Here is a 21805-nt window from a genome sequence, read left to right on the forward strand (position 1 = left end):
ATTAATCCTTTAGCATTCGATAAATGGGATATTGCATATGTTCCGGTTCATAGTATTTGGACCGTTTGTATATCCAATCAAGTTGAGCATACCAGTCGCCGGCAAAAGTACTGTCGATTTCCTTTTTTAGATTAAATTGGGTTTTCATTTCTTGGTTCCCTTGTAGGATTTCCAAGGCAAGATCTTCGAAGACATAAGGAGAAAAACCTTCCTTTTGTTGTAAAATAGCATCAAAGAAATTCCAGTTGAAAAAAGAGTCCGTTGCCTCTGGTTCCAAGGTCTCCAATAAATAGCGCAAGCCTTTCTGATTGGTTGGGACCAAGATGTCCCCGGCCGTAAAATTAACTTTTTGATTGCTGCGCAGCACTTTGGTATTGTAATGTGGGTAGTGCCCCTCAAATGAATTTTCAGCAGTACTATAACTATCTATTTTATATGACTCAACCTCTAAAGAGGTATCCTTCTTTAAGGTCTTAAAGCTTATTTGGTTTACCGTTAATAGTTCTATTATTTTGTCCCATCCTTTCTTTATAATATATGCCTTGGGAATCTCCACCTCATGGGTTGGATGATAAAAGTTTTGGTACTCAACTTCTTTTATAAAAGGTCTGTTTTTATCATATTTGAGCCTGGGGAAGCCGGTTATTTCGCTGTTAAACTCATCGGCTTCATAACCCTTGAATTCCAGGGTAGTACTTTTGGTGGTATCGATGGCCCATTGCAAGGGGTAGTTTTGTTTCTCTAGATATACCTCAAAAGCATTCTCCCTCAAATTTTTAATTTTCTTGTAATCCTTCTCCGAAATTTCCAAGATTTTTGTCATTAAGGCATAGACGCCCTCTACCCTTTGTTTGTATGGTTTAAGCATATGTGTTTCAACCATTAGGCCCAAAGTGTTCCAAAGAGTGGTATAGCCGGTAGAATATCTGGGATAATCCATAAATTGGGAAAAGCCTTTTTCGGGTACTTGGTTAAAAACATTTACATAGGGCGTAATGTCCCAATCTACTTCCTTAAGCAAGTTTTCAAGAGTGGGAACCATCTCTTCATGAAGGTAATTGCCCAATTCACCTCCCAATTTATTATGTTGGGTAAATAGGTGGGTAAGGGTGTATTGATAGTCCGCCCCATTGCTAACATGGTTATCAATAAAGATATCGGGTTTTATTAAGTGAAAAATTTTGGCAAAAGTGTGTGCGTTTTTGGTATCTACTTTTATAAAATCGCGATTAAGGTCATAATTTTTTGCATTGCCCCTATAGCCATAGGATTTAGGGCCATTTTGATTCACCCTGGATGTAGAGTTTCTATTTAAAGCTCCACCAACATTGTAGACCGGAATGGTAACCACCACAGTATTCTCAGGGGCATCCATCTTTTTTAGTGCCAAATCCCTAAATAATAGCATTGTTGCATCTATGCCATCACTTTCTCCCGGATGTATGCCATTGTTTATAAATAGGATACTCTTATCGCGGCCTATTTTTTGAAAATTAAAATCGGCATCCGGGTTGTAAGTTACCACATGTAGGGGGTTACCACTATCGGTATTGCCAATGATCTGTATGTTTATTTCGGGAAACTCCTTGGCGAGTTGAATATAGAAGTCTATGATTTGCAGATAAGTTGCGGTTTCCTCTCCGTTACTACGCTCAAAAACAGTTTTAATGTTTTCAATTTTTCTTTCTTTTTTGGTCTCGCAAGAAATAAGACAAAGCAGTAAAAATAGTCTTACCAGAAGTTTCATGCTACGTTATAATTTGTTTAAAGCTCAAAAAAAAAGACTTTGAAGTTCAATTTGAAAATTAGGTAATTGATGGATAATGCTCTTTAGCAAAAGAGGTCCAAAATAATCTTCAAGAATTCAAAGTTAGCTAAAACTTAGGTATTAAACGGAAATGGAAGCGGTAATTTTTTCTATTTCAGACCTCTTAATAGGTTTGCTATTGTAAATAACAGTGTGGTGTGTCAAGGACCTGAAATTTTCGGCTTTGTCCATGTCAAATTGGTCAATGGAGGAGGTGACAATATTTATGTTGATCTTTTTGTTTATGGGTAATTTTATGAACTCTTCCAAAAATTCCCAGCCATCCATTATTGGCATGTTGATATCCAAAAAAATTAAATCTGGTAGTTCCGATTTTTCGATAATCATTTTCTTTATACGGTCAATTGCCATTTGTCCATTTTTGAATTCAAAAATCTCCTTGCAGGTGGCAACAGAAGTTAATATTTTTTTAATTCCGTAGATTGTTATGGTGTCATCATCGACAATGAAAATTGAATTAATTTTTGTCATTAAAATATAAATTAAACGTGCTTCCAATACCTATTTGGCTCGTGGCACTTATTTTACCGTGCATGGCTTCAATTTGATTTTTGGTAATGTACAGACCTAGACCTTTTGCGTCCGAATTGCCATGGAAGGTTTTGTACATTCCAAACAACTTGGACCCATATTTTTTTAAATCCAACCCAACACCGTTGTCTTCAATACTTATAACCGTATAATTTTGAACATAATTAACGCTTAACTTTATTATGGGGTCAACATCTGGTTTTTTATATTTCAGGGCATTGGTAATAATATTGGTCAATATGTTTTTCAAGTAGGAGGGTACTACGTTTATGTTAACATCATCTGATACTTCGCTGATTACAGTGGCTTTGGCCTTGTTTAGCTGATTATTGACTTGTTTAAGTACTGTGTTTAACTTTTTATTGAAGTTGACTTCTTTCTTAATTATGTTGGACTCGGTGTTAATGGCGACAATATCATTTAAATTATGAAGAGTTTCCATTAGGTGTTTGGAGGAGTCCGTAAGCATCTCCATAATTTTATGTCTTTCTTTTTCATCTTCTTCGTGGCCCAAGAAATCCAATAGCATGGCAAAATTGGCAGAATGGGACCTTAAATTGTGCGAAACAATATGGGCAAAATTAATTAGCTTTTTATTTTGGGAGGAGGTTACGGATATTAGGTTTTTTAGTTCTTTTTGTTTTTGTTTTTGTTCCGAAATATCCATGCTGATTCCTACAAGTCCTGTAACTTCGCCATTTTCTCCTATTAATGGAATTTTGGAAGTTAGAAAGGTTATAGTGGAACCATCAGGGGTGTTACGTGTTAATTCCTTGTTCAACATAGGAATTTGGGAAATCATGACTTCAATGTCCTCTTCCCTGAATTTTTGGGCCGTGGCCCTGTCGTACAAATCAAAATCATCCTTACCTATAATATCGCTCTCATTTTCGATTCCTAGAAATTGCAGTTCAGATTTATTTGCCAACAATTTTTTGGATTGGGTATCCTTAATATAAATCTGTAATGGCAGGTTGTTTATCAGTGTTTTTAATAAATGCTCATTGTCTTTGGTCTTTTGTTCTTTCTGTACAAAATCCGTAATATCTTGGACAATTCCTATGAGCCCCACGTATTCGCCATTTTTGTACAATGGCTTTCCGGAAACATTTACCCACTTTTCATTGCCCTTGGCGGTAATGATCTGCAATTTTTCGTTCCAAGGCGTTTTTTTCTGATTGGCGGAATAAATTGCCATGGAAATAGTGTTCCTGCTATAACCGGTCTTATAAAAATTTACAGAGTTGTCTATGTTGATTTCAAAATCTTCATCGACTTCGAAAATACGTCTTATCATTTCACAGCATGTAAACCTATCTTTTGATTTTTGGTATTCCCAATTACCGATTTTACCATGCTCCCCGGTTTCCTTTTGTAGGAATTCCAGTTTCTCTATTCTTAATTCGTTTTTAATTCTATCCGTAACATCTTCAGTTTGTACAATTGCCCCAATAATGTTTTCCTGTTCATCATACCAAGGAATATTTGTCCATTCGAACCACTTTTCTTTAGTGCTATTATCCTGATAGATCTCTATTTCCGACTCTGGAAATTTCCCATCAAAACATGCCAACAAATTATTGGACCATTTCTTGCTCGTATTTCCGAACAGTTCATAAATGGATTTTCCAATATAGTCCTTGCCTTGGAATCCAAATTCTTCGGCCCATTTATCCGACGCGAGTACAACCTTAAACTCCTTATTAATAAAGGCAGTTGGTTTTGGCAACTGTTTTATCAGGAATTGGTTTGTTACGATGGGGGTATTCATAATCATCTGTCGCATTTTCCTACAATAGTAGTCCGATTATTTAATACAGCGAATAGATTGTTGTGAATTGGACGAAATTAGTTGTGTAACGGTAATATGAAGAAATTTATAGCCATTTTCCATTGTTTTCAGCTCCGTGGGAATCTGGAAAATGTAGTCTTCTTACGGTAATAGTCATATGACTACGCCTTATATGCATTGGGTTCCTTGAAGGATTAATACATGGGTTTATTTTATTTTGTCCTGACCGAATCTGGAACCAAGCCAGAATAGTCACCACCGTTTCTAATTACATCCCTAACAATGGAAGAACTAATGTAGGATTTGCCCGAGGAGGTCAGCAAGAAAACGGTTTCTATTTCGGAAAGCTTACGATTGGTATGGGCTATTGCCTTTTCAAATTCGAAATCCCCGGGATTTCTAAGGCCTCTTAGTATAAAGCCTGCATTAACTTTTTTGCAAAAGTCAACCGTTAGCCCCTGATAGGTTAGAACGGTTATTTGTGGTTCATCCTTAAAGGCTTCGGAAATAAATCTTTTGCGCTCCTCCAGAGTGAACATGTATTTTTTATCAGTATTCACCCCTATAGCAATGATTAGTTCATCAAAAAGGGTTATTCCCCTTTTTATAATATCATAATGCCCTAAGGTCAATGGATCAAAAGAACCCGGAAAAATGGCACGTCTTTTTTTCATTATTGCAAAATTAAAGTTGTCATTTCCCGGTGGCTAAAAATAGGGCCGGAAATAAATGGTTCACTAAAATACCCATTCTATGGTAAGCGGGTATGGTTTAAAATTACTTATTTTCTCCCAAGGCTTCCCAAATGGCACTTTCAAAGAGTTCAGAAAGGGAAATACCTGCTATTTTGGCCTGTTGTGGCAATATGCTTTCTGTTGTAAGGCCAGGCGTGGTATTCATTTCCAACATAAAAGGCTCATCATTCACAAAAATGAATTCACTTCTTGAAAACCCTTTCATTTTTAGGACTTCATAGGCTTTTTGTGCTATTTGCACTACCTTTTTCTCTTGTTCCTTGGTTATTCTTGCCGGTGTTATTTCTTGGGATTTGCCTTCGTATTTGGCTTCATAGTCAAAAAAATCGTTTTCCGATACAATTTCAGTGATCGGCAACACTTTGGTCTCCCCTTTGTATTTGATAACCCCGACCGAAACCTCGGTTCCGTTTAAAAAGGATTCTATAAGTATTTCATTATCCTCTTTAAAGGCATTTTCAATGGCCTTGTTTAATTCTTCCTTTTTGTAGACCTTGGAAATGCCAAAACTACTACCGGCCTTATTGGCCTTTACAAAACAAGGCAATCCTACTTTTGCTATTATCCCATCTTCGTCAATAGGATCTCCAAAATTAATATAATATGAAGGTGCCGATTTAATACCATATGGTTTCAAAACACTTAGTAGATCACGTTTGTTAAATGTCAAGGAGGCTTGGTAGTAATCACAGGCCGTTTGCGGAATTCCAAGCAGTTCAAAGTAGGCCTGCATTAGGCCATCTTCCCCAGGTGAACCGTGAATTGCATTAAATACGCAATCGAATTTTATAATTTCGGAGGCTAGATTAACGGTAAAATCATGTCTGTTTACAGGGTATTCCTTTTGTTCACCGTCTACATAGACCCATTTGTCCTTAAAAATATGTATTCTATAGGCTTTGAATTTTTCCTTATCCAAATAATCGTATACCACACCTCCACTAATTAAGGAAATCTTATACTCGCTGGAGTAGCCGCCCATTATAATCGCAATATTTTTTTTCATTCGATAGAAATAATTTTAAAATTGGTAATACCAAGTCATAGAGAGTTATTGCCTGCAAATGAGCTCTAAAATAGCCATAATTAATCAGGCTTATTTTAAAGCTATATGATGCATAAAATCAATATTCAAATAACATGCAGTCAAAGTAAAGAAAAAGCGTCCGGTTTTCTATCTTTGTGGCACAAGAAAATATACTATGCGAAATTTTTTTAATTTTTTAACGAGTAAATCTTTTTTGATTCAGTTGGTGTTGGCATTGGTGGTTTCTGTGTTGTTGGTTGTTGGGGCTATGCAGTATTTAAAGGCTACTACCAATCACGGTAAGTTTGTGGAGGTCCCCGATCTATCCAAATTATCGGTAACGGAAATGAGATCGCTAATTGATGAATCACAATTGAGATATGAGGTATTGGATTCGGCCAACTATAATCCAACCTATCCTCGGTTTTCCATTATAGACCAAACTCCGCGCGCCGGAAGCAAGGTTAAGGAGAACAGGAAAATTTACATTACCGTTAATCCATCCGGATATAAAAAAGTCACCATTCCCAATATTATTCAGGTAACCCAAAGAAATGCGAGCTCTATGCTCAAGGCCGTTGGCTTGGAAGTGGAAAGGGTTACCTATGTGGATGAATTGGGAAAGGATATGGTCTATAATATTAAGTATAAAGGAAAATATATTGTCCCAGGTGACAAGCTGCCAAAAACCTCAAAAATAGAGTTGATATGCGGCAACGGTAATATTACCGCAAGAGCAGAAGTAAAGGCAGAGTCCGAATAATTATGGAAGTACAGGATGAGTTTGAATTAAATGAGGAGGAACTTTTTGAGCATCATAGTTTTAAGGCTTCCAAAGGTCAGGATCCATTAAGGATTGACAAGTTTTTAATGAATTTCATTGAAAACGCAACACGAAATAAAATCCAGCAGGCCGCAAGGGATGGAAATGTCTGGGTAAACGGGGCAACGGTAAAACAAAATTACAAGGTAAAGGCAGGTGACCATATCCGGGTCATGTTTGCACATCCACCCCATGAAAATTTACTTACTCCAGAAAATATACCTTTAGATATTGTCTATGAGGATGATGTTCTTTTGATCGTGAATAAACCAGCTGGGATGGTGGTCCATCCCGGGCATGGGAATTATTCAGGTACCTTGATCAATGCCCTGATCTATCATTTCGAGAATTTGCCAAAGAACAGTGATGAACGTCCCGGACTGGTGCATAGAATAGATAAGGATACCTCGGGCCTCTTGGTCGTGGCAAAAACGGAAGCTGCAATGACGCATCTGGCCAAGCAGTTTTTTGAAAAATCCAGTGAACGCGAATATATTGCATTGGTCTGGGGGAATGTGGAAGAGGATGAAGGAACAATAGAGGGACATATTGGCCGCAATCCTAAAAACAGATTGCAGATGCATGTTTTTCCAGAAGGAGAGCAGGGCAAAGAAGCGGTTACCCACTACAAGGTTCTGGAACGCCTTGGATATGTAACACTACTTTCCTGTACCCTGGAAACGGGAAGAACTCATCAGATCAGGGTGCACCTAAGGCATATTGGCCATACCCTGTTCAACGATGAGCGGTATGGTGGGGAAAGAGTTTTAAAGGGGACCACTTTTACAAAATACAAGCAATTTGTGGATAACGCCTTTAAAATTTTACCAAGACAGGCACTACATGCAAAGACCTTGGGGTTTGTGCATCCCGTTTCCGGTAAATTTATGAGGTTCGACTCCGAAATTCCAGAAGACATGGCCAATTGCATTGAAAAATGGCGGCAATACGCCAAGCATAGTCAAGCGGAATAGGTTTCCTTTATACCATTATTGATAACAAGATTTTAAAGACTTAGGTAATTTAATGTTCAGCCATTATTTTTGGTCTAATTCTTAAAAAGATCCGAACAAGTATGAAAATAGTAATATCACCTGCAAAATCTTTGGATTTTGAAAGTAAATTGCCTGCCAAAGAATTTTCGCAGCCCTATTTTTTAAAGGAGGCCGAACAGCTTAACAAGGTTTTGGCCAAGAAAAAGCCCAAGGCCTTATCCGAGTTAATGGGTATTTCGGCCAATCTTGCAGAACTGAATTGGGAAAGGAACCAGGAGTTTACGGTTCCCTTTACAGAAACAAATGCCAGGCCTGCGATCTATGCTTTTAACGGGGATGTTTACCAAGGACTGGACGCCTATACCTTGGCACCGGATAAACTGGAAAGTCTTCAGGAGAAACTAAGGATATTATCGGGTTTATACGGTGTTTTGAAACCTTTGGATCTAATGCAGCCCTATCGCTTGGAAATGGGTGCACAATTAAAGATGGGACGCAAAAAGAATTTATACGAGTTTTGGAAAAAGCAGATCACGGACTATCTAAATTCGGAATTGCAGGATAAGGAACTTTTTCTTAACCTGGCCAGTAACGAATATTTTAGTGCAGTAGACGAAAAGCGTCTTAAAGTACCCGTAATTACGCCAATATTCAAGGATTGGAAGAATGATAATTTAAAGATAATTAGTTTTTTCGCCAAAAAAGCTAGGGGAACCATGGTACGTTATATTTTGGACACCAATGCCAAAACCTTGGAGGATGTTAAGGGGTTTGACAGGGATGGCTATCTGTACAGTAAGGAACATACCCTTAAGGAAAATCAACCAGTGTATATCCGATAGAATATTTCCGGAAAAAAAGCGTTATTTTCAAATAAGTACTACTACTTAATTGAGATTGATATGAAACGATTCGCTTTATTATTTTTAATTGCTACTGTGTTTATTGGTTGTTCGGATAGGGATGACAATTTGGAAGGCGTGAACATCAGGATTAAAAATGAAAGCACTGTTACTTTTGATACCGTGCAGGTGGGTGACGATGAAATGATTCATGAAAATATTGAACCTGAAGAATATTCCGGCTATCTGGAATACGAAACGGCTTATTCTTATGCCTATATAAATATTATGGTAGGTGAGGAAAATTACGTTCTTCAGCCTATAGATTTTGTAGGTGAAACACCGTTGGAAAATGGATTTTACACCTATGTCTTAAGTATCTCCGAAGAGGGGGATGTTGTCTTGAATTTTGTTGTGGATTAGTCCTTAATAAAATTTCGCCTTATTTTTTCTTGCCCGGACTTATTTTTTCTTCTACCGTAGGTCTTTTTTTTATTTTGCGTTTACGCCTTGTTCCGTAGGTACCGTTAATGATTTTTCCTCTTTTCGATTTTTTATCACCTTTTCCCATTTTATCTATATTTTGTCTTTTTTAAAGTTAAAATATTAATACCTTATAAGCAAGTTTCAAACAGAAACACTTTTGAAGCATAATTTTGATTTGTAACAAATTTCTTAAAAGATATACTTTTATGATATTGGCGACCTAGCCCTAATATGCTAAGTTTGTAGAATTATAAAATTATGTTAAATTGAGTAATTCTAAAAACGTAATAGGTTGAAAATAAAAAAGGTTTTAGTAGCAAATAGGGGTGAGATTGCCATTCGCATTTTTAGGGCATGTGTAGAAATAGGAATTAAGACGGTAGGGGTATATACATACGAGGACCGCTATTCCCTGCACCGTTATAAGGCCGATGAAAGTTATCAGATAGGGGAGGACAATGAGCCTCTAAAGCCCTATTTGGATATGGACGCCCTTATCAAGGTTGCTAAGGACAATAATGTAGACGCCATACACCCAGGATATGGATTCCTGTCAGAAAATGCCAAATTTGCCCAAAAATGCGAGGACAACGGTATTATTTTCGTTGGCCCAAAGGTATCAGTCCTAAAGGCTTTAGGAGATAAGATAACTGCCAAGGATGTTGCTGTAGCCAATAATATACCTATCATACGAAGTAGTGATAGGGATTTGACCGATATAGATATCGCTCTTTCCGAAGCTAAGGAAATAGGTTATCCCTTAATGCTCAAAGCTGCATCAGGTGGCGGCGGACGTGGAATGAGGGTAATCCGTACAGAGGATGAACTTAAAAAAGGATTTCCGGAGGCAAAAAGGGAATCCCTGAATGCTTTTGGTGATGATACAGTTTTCCTGGAAAAATTTGTGGAAAACCCCAAGCATATAGAAATTCAGATCGTTGCGGATACCCATGGCAATATAGTGCATTTGTTTGAGCGTGATTGTTCGGTACAACGTCGCTACCAGAAGGTGATAGAGTTTGCGCCTTCCATTGGCCTGCCACAGGAAACAAAGGATAGCCTATACAAGTATGCCATCGACATATGCAGGGCCGTAGACTATAACAATATTGGAACGGTAGAATTTTTGGTAGATGATGACGGTAGTATTTATTTTATAGAAGTAAATCCTAGGATTCAGGTTGAGCATACAGTGACAGAAATGATCACTAATATTGATCTGGTCAAGGCCCAACTGTTTATAGCTGGAGGGTATAAGCTTTCAGATAAACAAATTAAGATACAGGATCAGGCCTCTGTGGTAGTTACGGGCTATGCTCTTCAATGTAGGATAACTACCGAGGATCCAGGAAACGATTTCAAGCCTGATTATGGCGTGGTTACTACTTATAGAAGTGCCTCCGGATTGGGTATTAGGCTGGATGCCGGTAGTATTTATCAGGGGGTGGCCATATCGCCATTTTTCGACTCCATGCTGGTCAAGGTATCTGCTATTAGTAGAACTTTGGACGGATCGTGTAGAAAAATGCGCCGGGCATTGGCGGAATTCCGCATCCGTGGAGTTAAGACCAATATGGCCTTCCTTGACAACATCCTTAAGCATCCTACATTTAGGGAAGGTAAGGTAACTGTAAACTTTATCAAGAACGAACCGGAACTCTTCAAGTTTGTGGAACCGAGGAACCGAGCCAATAAATTGGTCGAGTTTCTAGGGGAAACCATTGTTAACGGGAATCCCGATGTGAAGAAGTTGGATAAGGATCATATTTTTTCCAAACCAAAAGTCCCTTCTTTCGCTAAGTTTGAAGGTTATCCAAAGGGTACAAAGGACCTTCTAACGGAATTGGGTCCGGAACAGTTTGCACAGTGGCTTAAGAATGAAAAAAAGGTTCATTTTACAGAAACTACCATGCGCGACGCCCATCAAAGTTTGTTGGCCACTCGTATGCGAACAATAGATATGTTGAAAGTAGCCGAAGGTTATGCCAAGAACCACCCTGAAATTTTTAGTATGGAAGTCTGGGGAGGGGCCACCTTTGATGTCTGCCTTCGATTTTTACAGGAAAACCCTTGGGAGCGCTTGGAACTATTGCGCAAGGCGATGCCCAATGTTTTATTACAGATGCTGATAAGGGGCTCCAATGGGGTTGGTTATACCGCTTATCCAGATAATTTGATAGAACGGTTTGTAGAGGAATCCTATAAGTCCGGGGTAGATGTATTTAGAATATTCGATTCGCTCAACTGGATGAAATCCCTTGCTCCTTGTATTGAATATGTACGTACTAAAACAGGTGGGCTGGCCGAAGGCTCCATTTGTTATACTGGGGACATTTTGGATCCAGCCAAAACAAAGTACGACCTAAAATATTATGTGCAACTGGCCAAGGACATTGAAAATGCGGGCGCACATATTTTGGGAGTTAAGGATATGGCAGGTTTGTTAAAACCTTATGCTGCTTATGAACTGATTTCCGCCTTAAAATCGGAAATCAATATTCCTATACATTTACATACCCACGATACCTCTTCTACCCAATCGGCCATGTATCTCAAGGCTATAGAGGCCGGAGTGGATGTGGTGGATGTTGCCTTGGGCGGATTGTCCGGGCTTACTTCCCAACCCAATTTTAATTCGGTAGTGGAGATGTTGCGTTTTAACGAGCGCCAGAATATTTTGAATACCGAAAAATTGGCGGAATATTCCAATTATTGGGAAACGGTCCGTAATTACTATTACACCTTTGAGTCCGGATTAAAATCGGGTACTGGAGAGGTGTACAGTCACGAAATACCGGGCGGACAGTATTCCAACCTAAAAGGGCAGGCCATAGCTTTGGGCTTGGAGGATAAATTTCCCGAGGTTACCAAGATGTACGGTGAAGTCAATAAACTGTTCGGCGATATTGTAAAAGTAACCCCAAGCTCTAAAGTAGTAGGGGACATGGCACAATATATGATCAGTAACGGACTTACTGTAGAGGATGTTCTTGAAAGAGGGGACAGCATTTCCTTTCCCCAATCTGTAATAGGATTTTTTAAAGGGGATTTGGGACAACCCGTTGGCGGTTTTCCGGCTAAACTACAGAAAATTGTTCTTAAGGATGAAAAAGCCTTTACAGATAGGCCCAATGCACATTTGGAACCTATAGATTTTGATAAGGAATTTAATGCCTTCAAAAGAAAATTCAGTTCAGGAATGGGACGCGAGCTACTTATAACCGATTTCCTTTCCTATAAATTATATCCAAAGGTTTTTACGGACGCTTATAACCACCATGTAAAATATGGAAATGTGGTTAATATCCCGACCAAGAATTTCTTTTATGGGATGGAAATTGGGGAAGAGATTATTGTGGAGTTGGACAGGGGTAAAAACATACTTGTTTCCCTTATGCTCAAGGGCGAGCCGGATGAAGCTGGTAACGTAAGTATATACTTTAAGGTAAACGGACAATTGCGAAACGTAATCATAAAGGATAAATCCGTTAAGGTAGACAAGGTTGAAAATGTTAAGGCGGATACTTCTAATCCAAAGGAGATAGGTGCCCCATTGCAAGGATTGTTGTCCAGTGTTTTGGTGAAGAAAAACCAAGAAGTGAAAAAGAATCAGCCCTTATTTGTTATAGAAGCCATGAAAATGGAAACAACCGTTACCGCCACAGAAGAGGGTATTGTAGATAGAGTACAACTAAATGGAGGTTCCCTGGTAAATTCCGAGGATTTGGTTGTGGTATTAAAATAAATAGCACAGCATAATAAATATTGAAGTTGCAGGGAATCCTAAATAGTTGGGCTTATCCCTGCAACTTTTTATTTTTGGCGCATACCTTTGTAAGCACAAAGCCCTTTAAATTAATGAAATCTTGCCATATGTTCTTGCATACCCATCCATACGAACCCTTTTTATTCCAGGATGCCACCAAGCTGATCGTTGGGACCCTACCACCGCCTAGATTTACCATTGGTGATTTAAAGGAGGGGGATGTAAATTTTTGTTACGGCAGCCGGGATGGCCAATTGTGGCTCATTTTAGATCGAATTTTTGGGCTCAATTTAGATTTTGAGACTACAGAAAAAGCCATTAGGCAGCGCATGGATTTTCTAAAGGAGCAAAAAATAGGAATATGTGATATCGTACAAAGCGCAGAACGTTCCAAGATCGATGCTTCGGACTTGGGGATGGAAAACATTGTATTGAGGGATATGCTGGGTTATTTTCAACGGTATCCCAAAGTGGATACCTTATTGTTTACAGGGGGAAATAGTAAAAATGGTCCCGAGTATTTTTTTAGAAAATATCTTAAAGAACATGGAATAAGCCTGGAACCGGTTTCCAATGAGGTACCCCGTGTACATCAATTTGTTCTTCCGTTTTCCGATATGGAAACTTCGTCCAAAACTCTAGAAAAGTCTGTGGTCAACAAAGAGAGAATTATTAAAACAGTGTCCCTGACCGCACCTTCCGGAGCCGCTAACAGGGCAGTTGGAAGCTTGGAGAAGTACAAAAAGATGAAAGACAAAAACCCTGAATTCAATACGATCGATTTCAGGGTTTTACAGTATAAAGAATTTTTCTAAAAGTATTACACTAAGTTCTGTCTAGTGGAATTACTAAGCCTATATTAATGCTTGTTTTGTTGATCCTTTATAGTGTCTTTTTCAATGTCAAATTTATTGGTGTCAACATTGGTATTCCCGGTAGGATTGGTGGGATTTGATTGTTCCACTTTTCTTTTAAACTTTCTCTTATCATTTATAATTCCCATTCTTTTTAAGTTTTAAGGTTCCTTCCCAACTTAATAAAAAGACCTGAAAAATTCCGTTAAAGCCTTTATAAACCTTTGTTAGGGAATGTTAAGGCTCAAAGTTTAATTTTTAAGGTAAGCATTGGATTCGCTTTTGCCGCAACCAAGAGGTCTCCGGATAAAAATATAGGTTGATAGTCAAAAGTAATGGACATGGCTGTCTTCTTATTTTTGCCGGCACTGATAAAATAGGGAATGCTGGCCCCATTGGCTAGGATTCCTGCCAACACTATATAACCGCCTATGTCCGCGCCACTGTTTGATCCACCATAAAAATTGTTGTCAAATAATGCTCCCCCACCAACGATCATGGCCGTTCCACCCGCAAGTAATATCCAAGCGGTAGTTTTTTGTTTTTTGCTTTTCTGTAAAAAATAATCTTTGGAGAATTCTTTAGTCTGTCCCACTAAAACGGAGCTGACAAGTAGTAATGCAAGAAGTAAGCGAATTGATTTCATGACATTTTTATTAATGACAATTTAGAAATTCATCTTATTCAGGGGGCAACTACTTTTTTAAGGTATTCAAGGAGCAGATAATTAATGGTTTGCTATATTAAAGGTAGATGTATAATTTGGATATTCAATCTATCGGGTAGTTAATTATTTCGAGGGGCAAAAAAGTAAAAAATAACAGCTTTAGACCCGTCTTTCCAATGCGTAATTTCTGTACAGGCAGTGGTCATTAGGTTTATGGGTCAACACTAGATTTTCAGTGTTTGATTACCTTTTTCTGAGGATTTATACCCTGTTGCTGTTGCGTTCAGTAGGCATGTCATTCCTGCGTAGGCAGGAATCTATTGTTTTTTGGTACTGAATTAGCAAGGCGTGTGGTATATTATAGTAATGGGCGCTATAGTTCTGCAATTTCTTTCAACACCAACTACTTTTAGTTTTTACATGTAATTCCTCCGCAGGTAGGAATTCAAAAACGTGATATATATTCAGTAGAAGCTTACTTTTTAAGGACTTTAATGACCAATAACCTTAATAGCAGAACAAACGGGAATCCGTGTAAAAGAACATCAAACCAGTCCATGGGCCCCATTCCGCTAGCACCGCCCAATATCCATTTTATCTTACCAAGGATGTGGGGTTCTGGAAAATAAGGTGCCAGACCAAGGGTTAGACATAAAATAAAAACTATTTTCCAATTATTGATAATCTCCATTGCTCTTGTTTATTTTCGAATTCCCTTGACGAAATCCCCAATTTTGTCTACACCGTTTTGCGTCAGAAATTTAATAAAGGCCGATCCAATAATAGCTCCCTTCGCCTGTTTGGTGGCTTGCAGAAAGGTTTCTGAATTGCTTATCCCAAAGCCAACCACCTGTGGGTTCTTCAATTTCATATCCGCAATACGCTCAAAGTAGGCTTCTTGATTGTTTCCAAAACCATCTTGGGAACCGGTAACACTGGCGGAGCTTACCATATATATAAATCCGTCGGAGGCCGTATCGATTTGATGGATACGGGCATCACTGGTTTGTGGGGTTATCAAGAAAACATTCACAAGCCCATATTTTTTAAATATGGCTTCATAATTTTCTTGGTAAACGTCCAATGGCAGATCGGGTAAAATAAGTCCGTCTATTCCGGTTTCCTGACATTTTTTACAAAATTCCTCCACCCCATATTGTAGAACGGGATTGAAATATCCCATAAGGATCAAGGGTATGGAAACGGATTTCCGGATATCTTTTAACTGCTTAAATAACAGTGATGTGGTCATTCCATTCTTCAATGCCTGGGTAGAACTGGCCTGTATGGTAGGGCCATCTGCCAATGGATCGCTGAAGGGCAAGCCAATCTCGATCATATCCACACCATTTCTTTCAAGATCTTGAATAATTTTTACCGTATCGTTTAAAGAAGGATAGCCCGCGGTAAAATAAATGGACAATACTTTTTTATCTTCTTGTAATTTCTGATGTATTCTGTTCATTCTAAAATTATTTTTTGCATTCCCACTATGGCGGAAATGTATATGTAGCTTAAGCTTACAGCTTAAAATATTTTATATAGGTTTCCAAATCCTTATCGCCTCTTCCTGAGAGATTAAAGACTACTACATCCTCTGGTCGGAATTTTCTGGTTTCCAGAATGGCAAATGCATGAGAGGACTCAATGGCTGGAATAATACCTTCCAATTTGGATAATTCCATCCCCGCCTGCATAGCTTCATCGTCAGTAACGGCAATAAATTCTGCCCTGCCTGTTCTGTAGAGATGCGCGTGCATGGGGCCTACCCCTGGATAATCAAGTCCCGCGGAAATGGAATAGGGTTCCGTAATCTGTCCATCGGCTGTTTGCATCAATAAGGTTTTGCAGCCATGTATTATTCCTATTTTTCCTAGGACGGAGGTTGCAGCACTTTCCCCGCTATCCACGCCCAGTCCTGCCGCTTCCACGGCTATGATGCCCACTTCCTTTTCGTGTAGAAAATGATAGAAGGTACCAGCAGCATTACTACCGCCACCTATACAGGCCACAACGTAATCTGGATTTTCCCGGCCCTCTTTTTCTTTTAATTGCCATTTTATTTCTTCGGAAATTATGGACTGAAACCGGGTTACCATATCAGGGTAGGGATGGGGGCCAATAGCCGAGCCAATAATATAATGGGTGTCCACAGGATTATTGATCCAATCCCTAATGGCCTCATTGGTAGCATCCTTTAGGGTTCTACTTCCGGACAGTGCAGGTCTTACCTCTGCTCCTAGCATTTTCATACGGGCAACGTTGGGGGCCTGTCTGGCAATATCTATTTCGCCCATGTACACAATGCACTCCATTCCCATAAGCGCACATACCGTGGCAGTGGCTACCCCGTGTTGACCGGCACCCGTTTCGGCAATGATCCTGGTCTTGCCAAGGCGTTTGGCCATTAAGATCTGTCCAACAGTATTGTTGACCTTATGCGCACCGGTATGATTTAGATCTTCACGCTTTAAATATACCTTGGTATTGTACTTCTCCGATAAACGTTTTGCAAAATATAAGGGCGAAGGCCTTCCAACATAATCCTTCAATAATTGATTGAATTCCTTTTTAAAGGATGGTTCTGCCATTATTTTTAGATACTGCTGCCTAAGGTTTTCAACATTGGGATAGAGCATTTCAGGAATAAAAGCTCCTCCAAATTCTCCATAATATCCCTTTTCGTCTACGTTGTAATTCATGGTTTTATAATCTAGTATTTAGTACAGAGTATAAGGTATTGAGTATAATATTGTTGCTACTCAATGTTCAATACTTCTTTAAATTTTTTCAGTTTTTTAATATCCTTTAATCCCGGTTCCGATTCAAATTTACTATTGACATCAATGGCATGGCAATATTTTGATTCCGGTCTACGTTGAAATTCCCTTATTTTTTCAATCTCGTCCAATCCAATGCCACCACTTAGAAAATAGGGTTTGGAGGAGGGATAATTTTTTAGCAATTCCCAACAGAAAGTAAATCCATTGCCCCCAGGTAATTTACCCTTGGTGTCAAAAAGAAAAAAGTCACATACATTTTCATAGGGAGCCAAAACACTAAAATCAAAATCATCTTTTATAGAGAAAACTTTAATGATTTCCAGACTGGTTTCCTCTGAAGCTTTCGCACGATCATTTTTTAATTTTTTTAGGTCGCTGCAGAATTCCGGACTTTCCTTTCCGTGTAACTGTACTGCCCGTAAACCATATGTGTTTACTTTTGCCACAATTTCCTCTATGGTGGCATCCACAAAAACACCTACTTTTTTAATGGACTCCGGTAATTCAGGAATACTGCCATCAAAAAGCCTTTTGGAGGGCTCCCAAAAAATAAAACCAAGATAATCCGGATCAAGGGTGGCCACTTCCGAGGTATTCAATTTCATTCCGCACACTTTCAGTTTCATGGCCGCTTTGTTATTTAATCGATTTAATAAATTGCAGTGCGCTTAGACCGGGATTATCGGTTTTCATAAAATTCTCCCCAATAAGGAACCCTTGATAGCCGTAAGGTTTTAATTCTTGTATAGCCTCTATAGAACTTATACCGCTCTCGGAAACCTTCACAAAATCGTCCGGAATTAATTTGGATAAAGATTTACTGGTATCCAGGCTTACTTCAAAAGTCTTTAGATTTCTATTGTTTACTCCCAACATGTCCAAACTGGGCATAATGGATTTCTGTAATTCCTCTTCATTGTGGACCTCCAACAATACATCCAACTGCAATTGTTTTGCAAATTCGGATAAATCCTTAATTTCATCCCTGGTCAATATGGCTGCAATCAACAATATTACATCTGCCCCATGGGCCTTGGCCTCCAATAATTGGTATTCGTCAATGATAAATTCCTTACGAAGCAACGGCATTTGAACGGATGCCCTGGCCAACAATAGGTCGTCCAATGATCCGCCAAAATATTTCCCATCCGTTAGGACCGACATGCCGCAGGCGCCAGCTTTTTCATAACCTACAGCTACATCGGCAACACTGTTGTTTTGATTGATGACCGACTTGGACGGAGACCTTCGTTTGTGTTCCGCGATTATTCCACTATTACTATTTCTAAGGGCATTGGCCAAGGAAACGGTGGGTCTGTTAAATAATACGGAGGCTTCCAATTGGGAAACCGGGATAATGGATTTTATTAAATCCACTTCCTTTCTTTTATCCAAAACTATTTTGTCCAGTATATTCATGATACTAAAAGTTGGCCTAGGTATAGCCGTTTATATCTATTGACTTAAGGCCTGTAATTTTTTTAATGCCGCAAGCCCTCTTCCGCTCAGTAGGGATTCCTTAGCTTCTTCAAAGCCTTCCCTTGGACTAATCCCTTTAACTGTTGCTATTGCAATTCCAGCATTGGCACAGACCACATTATTTTGTGGGGTAGTACCTTTTCCCTGTAAAACATTCAGAAAAACCTGTGCAGATTCCTCTATACTATCTCCACCCACTATATCCGATGCAGAGATGGCTTCAACTCCAAAATCTGAAGGTTTCAACATCCCCTCGGATTTGTTGGTAATGGTTTTGGTGTTTCCTGTCAATGAAATTTCGTCGTAACCATCCAAGGCGTGTAATACCGTGAAGTTCTTATCGGTTTTTTGGTATAGATAACCGTACATTCTTGCCAATTCCAAATTAAAAACTCCGACCATTTGGTTTTTGGGAAAGGCCGGGTTCACCATTGGGCCCAACATATTAAAGAAAGTTTTAACGCCCAATTCCCTACGTATGGGAGCCACATTTTTCATCGCTGGATGAAATAACGGCGCATGAAGCACACAAATACCTGCCTCGTCTATACATTTTTCAAGAAATCCTGCCTCATTACTGAATTTAATGCCCAAGAATTCCATGACATTGCTACTACCACACTTTGAGGATACGCCATAGTTGCCGTGTTTGGTTACCTTAACATCGGCCCCAGCCGTAACAAAACTGGCCAAAGTAGAGATGTTAAAAGTGTCCTTGCCGTCACCACCAGTACCACATAGATCTATGGGGTTGTATTGTGATAGGTCTACCGCCAAACAAAGCTCCAACAGGGCGTCCCTAAAGCCTTCCAATTCTTCTATTGTAACGCTACGCATCATATATACCGTTAAAAAGGCGGCAATCTGACTTGTGTTGTAATCTCCTTTGGCAATATTGACCAAAACCTGTTTTGCATCCTCTTTTGGAAGTACGTCGTTATTGATCAGTATGTTTAAAATATCTTTCATAAGTCTCTCTCTCAAAACCTCTTACAGTGCAAGGGTTTTTTGGTTATAATTATTCTTTGTCTATAAGCTCTTAATTATTACTCCCTTTATGAGCGGTTAGGGGAGGACACCCAGTTCTCCAAAATTTTCTTGCCATGAGGAGTCAATACCGATTCCGGATGAAACTGTACTGCACTTACGTCAAATACTTTGTGACGCAAGGACATAACCTGTCCATTTTTATCAAAAGAGGTAGCTTCCAAGACTTCTGGAAGTGCAGGGTCAACTACCCAAGAGTGATAACGGCCCACCTCAATTTCTTTTGGCAATCCGTTGAAAAGGATATCGTCTTTAACAATATCTATTTTGGTGGCTATACCGTGATAGACCTGGTCTATGTTTACCAACGAACCTCCAAAAACTTCAGCTATAGCCTGCTGCCCCAAGCATACACCAAAAATACTTTTTGAAGGCGCGTACATGGCTATAATTTCTTTGAGAAGACCTGCTTCGTCAGGGATGCCCGGGCCTGGTGAAAGAACAATCTTGTCATAAGCTTCTATTTCTTCCAAACTTATTTGATCATTTCTTTTAACGGTTACGGTGCAATCCAGATCCTCCAAATAATGGACAAGGTTGTAGGTAAAACTATCGTAATTATCTATTACCAAAATAGACTTTCCTTGTCCTTTGCCCATGGATTTGGTGTTTGTTTTCTTATCTGTAGTCTCTTTCATACTCTTGATGTTCTCTTTTGAACATTTATATTGTTCTATCCTTATGCCCCGATAACAAAAGACGAGGCAAATTAATTGGTATTATTATATGGTTTCCGCTATTTCCAGGGCTTTGGTCAGGGCTCCCAATTTGTTGTAAGTTTCCTGAAGTTCGTTTTCGGGATTAGAAGCGGCCACCAAACCGGCTCCAGCCTGGTAATGCAATTGATGATTTTTACTTAAAAAAGTTCTGATCATAATGGCATGGTTAAAGTTTCCGTTGAAATCCATAAACCCTATGGCCCCACCGTAATAGCCTCTACTGGTTTTTTCGTATTTCTCAATAAGTTGCATGGCCATGTGTTTGGGGGCCCCGCTTAATGTTCCGGCAGGAAAGGTATCGGCAACAACTTTCATAGTTGGGATGTCTTTTTTCTTTAATCCGGTTACTTTGGAGACCAAATGTATTACGTGTGAAAAGAATTGTACTTCCCTGTAATTTTCCACTCTTACCATGGTGCCGTTGCGACTTAAGTCGTTTCTAGCAAGGTCGACCAACATAACGTGTTCACTGTTCTCCTTATCATCTATTTTCAATTTTTTTGCCAATTCCGCATCCTGTTCATCATTCCCTGTTCTTTTGAAGGTTCCAGCAATGGGGTGAATTTCCGCCTTACCATCCTTTACTATTAATTGGGCTTCGGGCGAACTTCCAAAAATTTTGAAATCCCCATAATCAAAATAAAACAAATACGGAGAAGGATTTATGGATCGCAGCGCCCTATACACGTTAAATTCGTCGCCCTTAAATTCTTGAGAGAACCTTCTGGACAATACCAATTGGAAAACATCGCCTCTGTTACAATGTTTTTTTGCCAGTTCTACATGCTCTTTATATTCCTCGTCCTTTAGATTGGATATTGGATTTCCCTCTTTGGAAAAATTATAGGACGCAAAGTTTTTGGCACTGAGAATTTGTTCTATTTCCCCAATATTATTTTCGGATTCGTAGCAGTGTGCAAAAATATAGGCTTCGTTTTTAAAATGATTTATGGCGACTATATTTTGATAAACCGCATAATAGATGTCCGGAATAGAGATACTGTTATTTTTTTTGGAAATGTCTATATCTTCAAAATACCGCACTGCATCATAGGCCATATATCCGAACAAACCATTGTTTATAAACTTAAAGTCGTTGTTCTGGGATTCAAATCTTTGGCTAAAATCGTTTAAAATGCTGGGGATGTCCGTTTGTTCGTCAATGTTTATTTCCTCGATGGTTCCGTCCGGGAATTGTTTGGTGACCGTCTCGTTTTCTACTTTTATGGAAGCGATAGGGTTGCAGCATATATAGGAGAAACTATTGTCGTTGGCATGGTAGTCACTACTTTCCAAAAGTATGCTATTGGGGAAACGATCTCTAATTTTTAAATAAACACTTACAGGGGTGATGGTGTCCGCAAGTATTTTTTTGTGATGTGATACTAACTGGTATTTCATGATAATTCTT

22 protein-coding genes are annotated in these 21805 nt (G+C 39.0%); 6 read left to right on the forward strand and 16 right to left on the reverse strand.

The annotated features are described in order from the left end of the window. Position 1: 1 nt before the first annotated feature. The 5 genes from LV92_RS20215 to LV92_RS20235 all read right to left on the reverse strand — a co-directional run bounded on the left by LV92_RS20215 (position 2) and on the right by LV92_RS20235 (position 5912). Complete coding sequence (locus tag LV92_RS20215) at positions 2-1747, reverse strand: M14 family metallopeptidase (protein ID WP_111625420.1); 1746 nt, start codon at positions 1745-1747, stop codon at positions 2-4. A 141-nt stretch (positions 1748-1888) separates the two neighbouring features. Continuing rightward, on the reverse strand, positions 1889-2299 hold the full coding sequence (locus tag LV92_RS20220; protein WP_111625421.1) for a response regulator transcription factor: 411 nt from the start codon (positions 2297-2299) through the stop codon (positions 1889-1891). Next, positions 2286-4136, reverse strand: coding sequence for a PAS domain-containing sensor histidine kinase (locus tag LV92_RS20225; RefSeq protein WP_111625422.1), 1851 nt, complete (start codon positions 4134-4136; stop codon positions 2286-2288). Before LV92_RS20225 ends, LV92_RS20220 begins: the two co-directional genes overlap by 14 nt. A gap of 227 nt (positions 4137-4363) precedes the next feature. Further along, on the reverse strand, positions 4364-4825 hold the full coding sequence (coaD, locus tag LV92_RS20230) for a pantetheine-phosphate adenylyltransferase (RefSeq protein ID WP_072863735.1): 462 nt from the start codon (positions 4823-4825) through the stop codon (positions 4364-4366). A gap of 103 nt (positions 4826-4928) precedes the next feature. Then, entirely contained in the window at positions 4929-5912 is a 984-nt protein-coding gene (locus LV92_RS20235; RefSeq protein WP_111625423.1) for a D-alanine--D-alanine ligase, read from the reverse strand. Positions 5913-6108: 196 nt separating this feature from the next. Here LV92_RS20235 and LV92_RS20240 point away from each other — a divergent pair, with 196 nt between their 5' ends. The 4 genes from LV92_RS20240 (at position 6109) to LV92_RS20255 (ending at position 9016) form a co-directional block, all read left to right on the forward strand. Next, a complete protein-coding gene (locus tag LV92_RS20240) occupies positions 6109-6696 on the forward strand; it encodes a PASTA domain-containing protein (protein ID WP_111625424.1) in 588 nt (195 codons plus the stop codon). 2 nt (positions 6697-6698) lie between these two features. Further along, positions 6699-7730 (forward strand): RluA family pseudouridine synthase, encoded by a 1032-nt coding sequence (locus tag LV92_RS20245; protein WP_111625425.1) that lies wholly within the window; start codon positions 6699-6701, stop codon positions 7728-7730. Between the two features lie 101 nt (positions 7731-7831). Beyond that, complete coding sequence (gene yaaA, locus LV92_RS20250) at positions 7832-8593, forward strand: peroxide stress protein YaaA (RefSeq protein WP_111625426.1); 762 nt, start codon at positions 7832-7834, stop codon at positions 8591-8593. A gap of 60 nt (positions 8594-8653) precedes the next feature. After that, positions 8654-9016 carry a hypothetical protein gene (locus LV92_RS20255; RefSeq protein WP_111625427.1) on the forward strand — a complete coding sequence of 121 codons (363 nt, stop codon included), beginning with the start codon at positions 8654-8656 and terminating at the stop codon, positions 9014-9016. 19 nt (positions 9017-9035) lie between these two features. Here the strand turns inward: LV92_RS20255 and LV92_RS20260 are convergent, their stop codons facing one another. After that, positions 9036-9164, reverse strand: coding sequence for a 30S ribosomal protein THX (locus tag LV92_RS20260; protein WP_111625428.1), 129 nt, complete (start codon positions 9162-9164; stop codon positions 9036-9038). A gap of 207 nt (positions 9165-9371) precedes the next feature. On the opposite strand from LV92_RS20260, the gene LV92_RS20265 reads away from it, so the two are divergent. After that, positions 9372-12824: a pyruvate carboxylase gene (locus tag LV92_RS20265; protein ID WP_111625429.1), complete on the forward strand. Its 3453-nt coding sequence runs from the start codon at positions 9372-9374 to the stop codon at positions 12822-12824. Between the two features lie 128 nt (positions 12825-12952). After that, positions 12953-13660, forward strand: a complete 708-nt coding sequence (locus LV92_RS20270) for a uracil-DNA glycosylase family protein (protein WP_111625462.1) — start codon at positions 12953-12955, stop codon at positions 13658-13660. Between the two features lie 44 nt (positions 13661-13704). On the opposite strand, the gene LV92_RS21845 is transcribed toward LV92_RS20270, so the two are convergent. From LV92_RS21845 to LV92_RS20315, 10 genes are all read right to left on the reverse strand, one after another. Then, complete coding sequence (locus LV92_RS21845) at positions 13705-13848, reverse strand: hypothetical protein (RefSeq protein ID WP_170126368.1); 144 nt, start codon at positions 13846-13848, stop codon at positions 13705-13707. Between the two features lie 95 nt (positions 13849-13943). Further along, a complete protein-coding gene (locus tag LV92_RS20275) occupies positions 13944-14345 on the reverse strand; it encodes a hypothetical protein (RefSeq protein ID WP_111625430.1) in 402 nt (133 codons plus the stop codon). Positions 14346-14841: 496 nt separating this feature from the next. After that, positions 14842-15057 (reverse strand): hypothetical protein, encoded by a 216-nt coding sequence (locus LV92_RS20280; RefSeq protein ID WP_111625431.1) that lies wholly within the window; start codon positions 15055-15057, stop codon positions 14842-14844. 9 nt (positions 15058-15066) lie between these two features. Further along, positions 15067-15831 (reverse strand): tryptophan synthase subunit alpha, encoded by a 765-nt coding sequence (gene trpA, locus LV92_RS20285; RefSeq protein ID WP_111625432.1) that lies wholly within the window; start codon positions 15829-15831, stop codon positions 15067-15069. 55 nt (positions 15832-15886) lie between these two features. Continuing rightward, entirely contained in the window at positions 15887-17068 is a 1182-nt protein-coding gene (gene trpB / locus LV92_RS20290; protein WP_111625433.1) for a tryptophan synthase subunit beta, read from the reverse strand. 56 nt (positions 17069-17124) lie between these two features. Further along, the gene (locus LV92_RS20295; protein WP_111625434.1) at positions 17125-17775 is read right to left on the reverse strand and encodes a phosphoribosylanthranilate isomerase; all 651 of its coding nucleotides are present in this window, start codon (positions 17773-17775) and stop codon (positions 17125-17127) included. A 10-nt stretch (positions 17776-17785) separates the two neighbouring features. Continuing rightward, the gene (gene trpC / locus LV92_RS20300; RefSeq protein ID WP_111625435.1) at positions 17786-18568 is read right to left on the reverse strand and encodes an indole-3-glycerol phosphate synthase TrpC; all 783 of its coding nucleotides are present in this window, start codon (positions 18566-18568) and stop codon (positions 17786-17788) included. Between the two features lie 36 nt (positions 18569-18604). Beyond that, entirely contained in the window at positions 18605-19597 is a 993-nt protein-coding gene (gene trpD / locus LV92_RS20305; protein ID WP_111625436.1) for an anthranilate phosphoribosyltransferase, read from the reverse strand. Between the two features lie 86 nt (positions 19598-19683). Further along, positions 19684-20313 (reverse strand): anthranilate synthase component II, encoded by a 630-nt coding sequence (locus LV92_RS20310; RefSeq protein WP_394336287.1) that lies wholly within the window; start codon positions 20311-20313, stop codon positions 19684-19686. 84 nt (positions 20314-20397) lie between these two features. Continuing rightward, positions 20398-21795 (reverse strand): anthranilate synthase component I family protein, encoded by a 1398-nt coding sequence (locus LV92_RS20315; RefSeq protein WP_111625437.1) that lies wholly within the window; start codon positions 21793-21795, stop codon positions 20398-20400. Between the last annotated feature and the right edge of the window lie 10 nt (positions 21796-21805).

This window comes from Arenibacter echinorum (assembly GCF_003259375.1).
Taxonomy (GTDB): Bacteria; Bacteroidota; Bacteroidia; order Flavobacteriales; family Flavobacteriaceae; genus Arenibacter; species Arenibacter echinorum.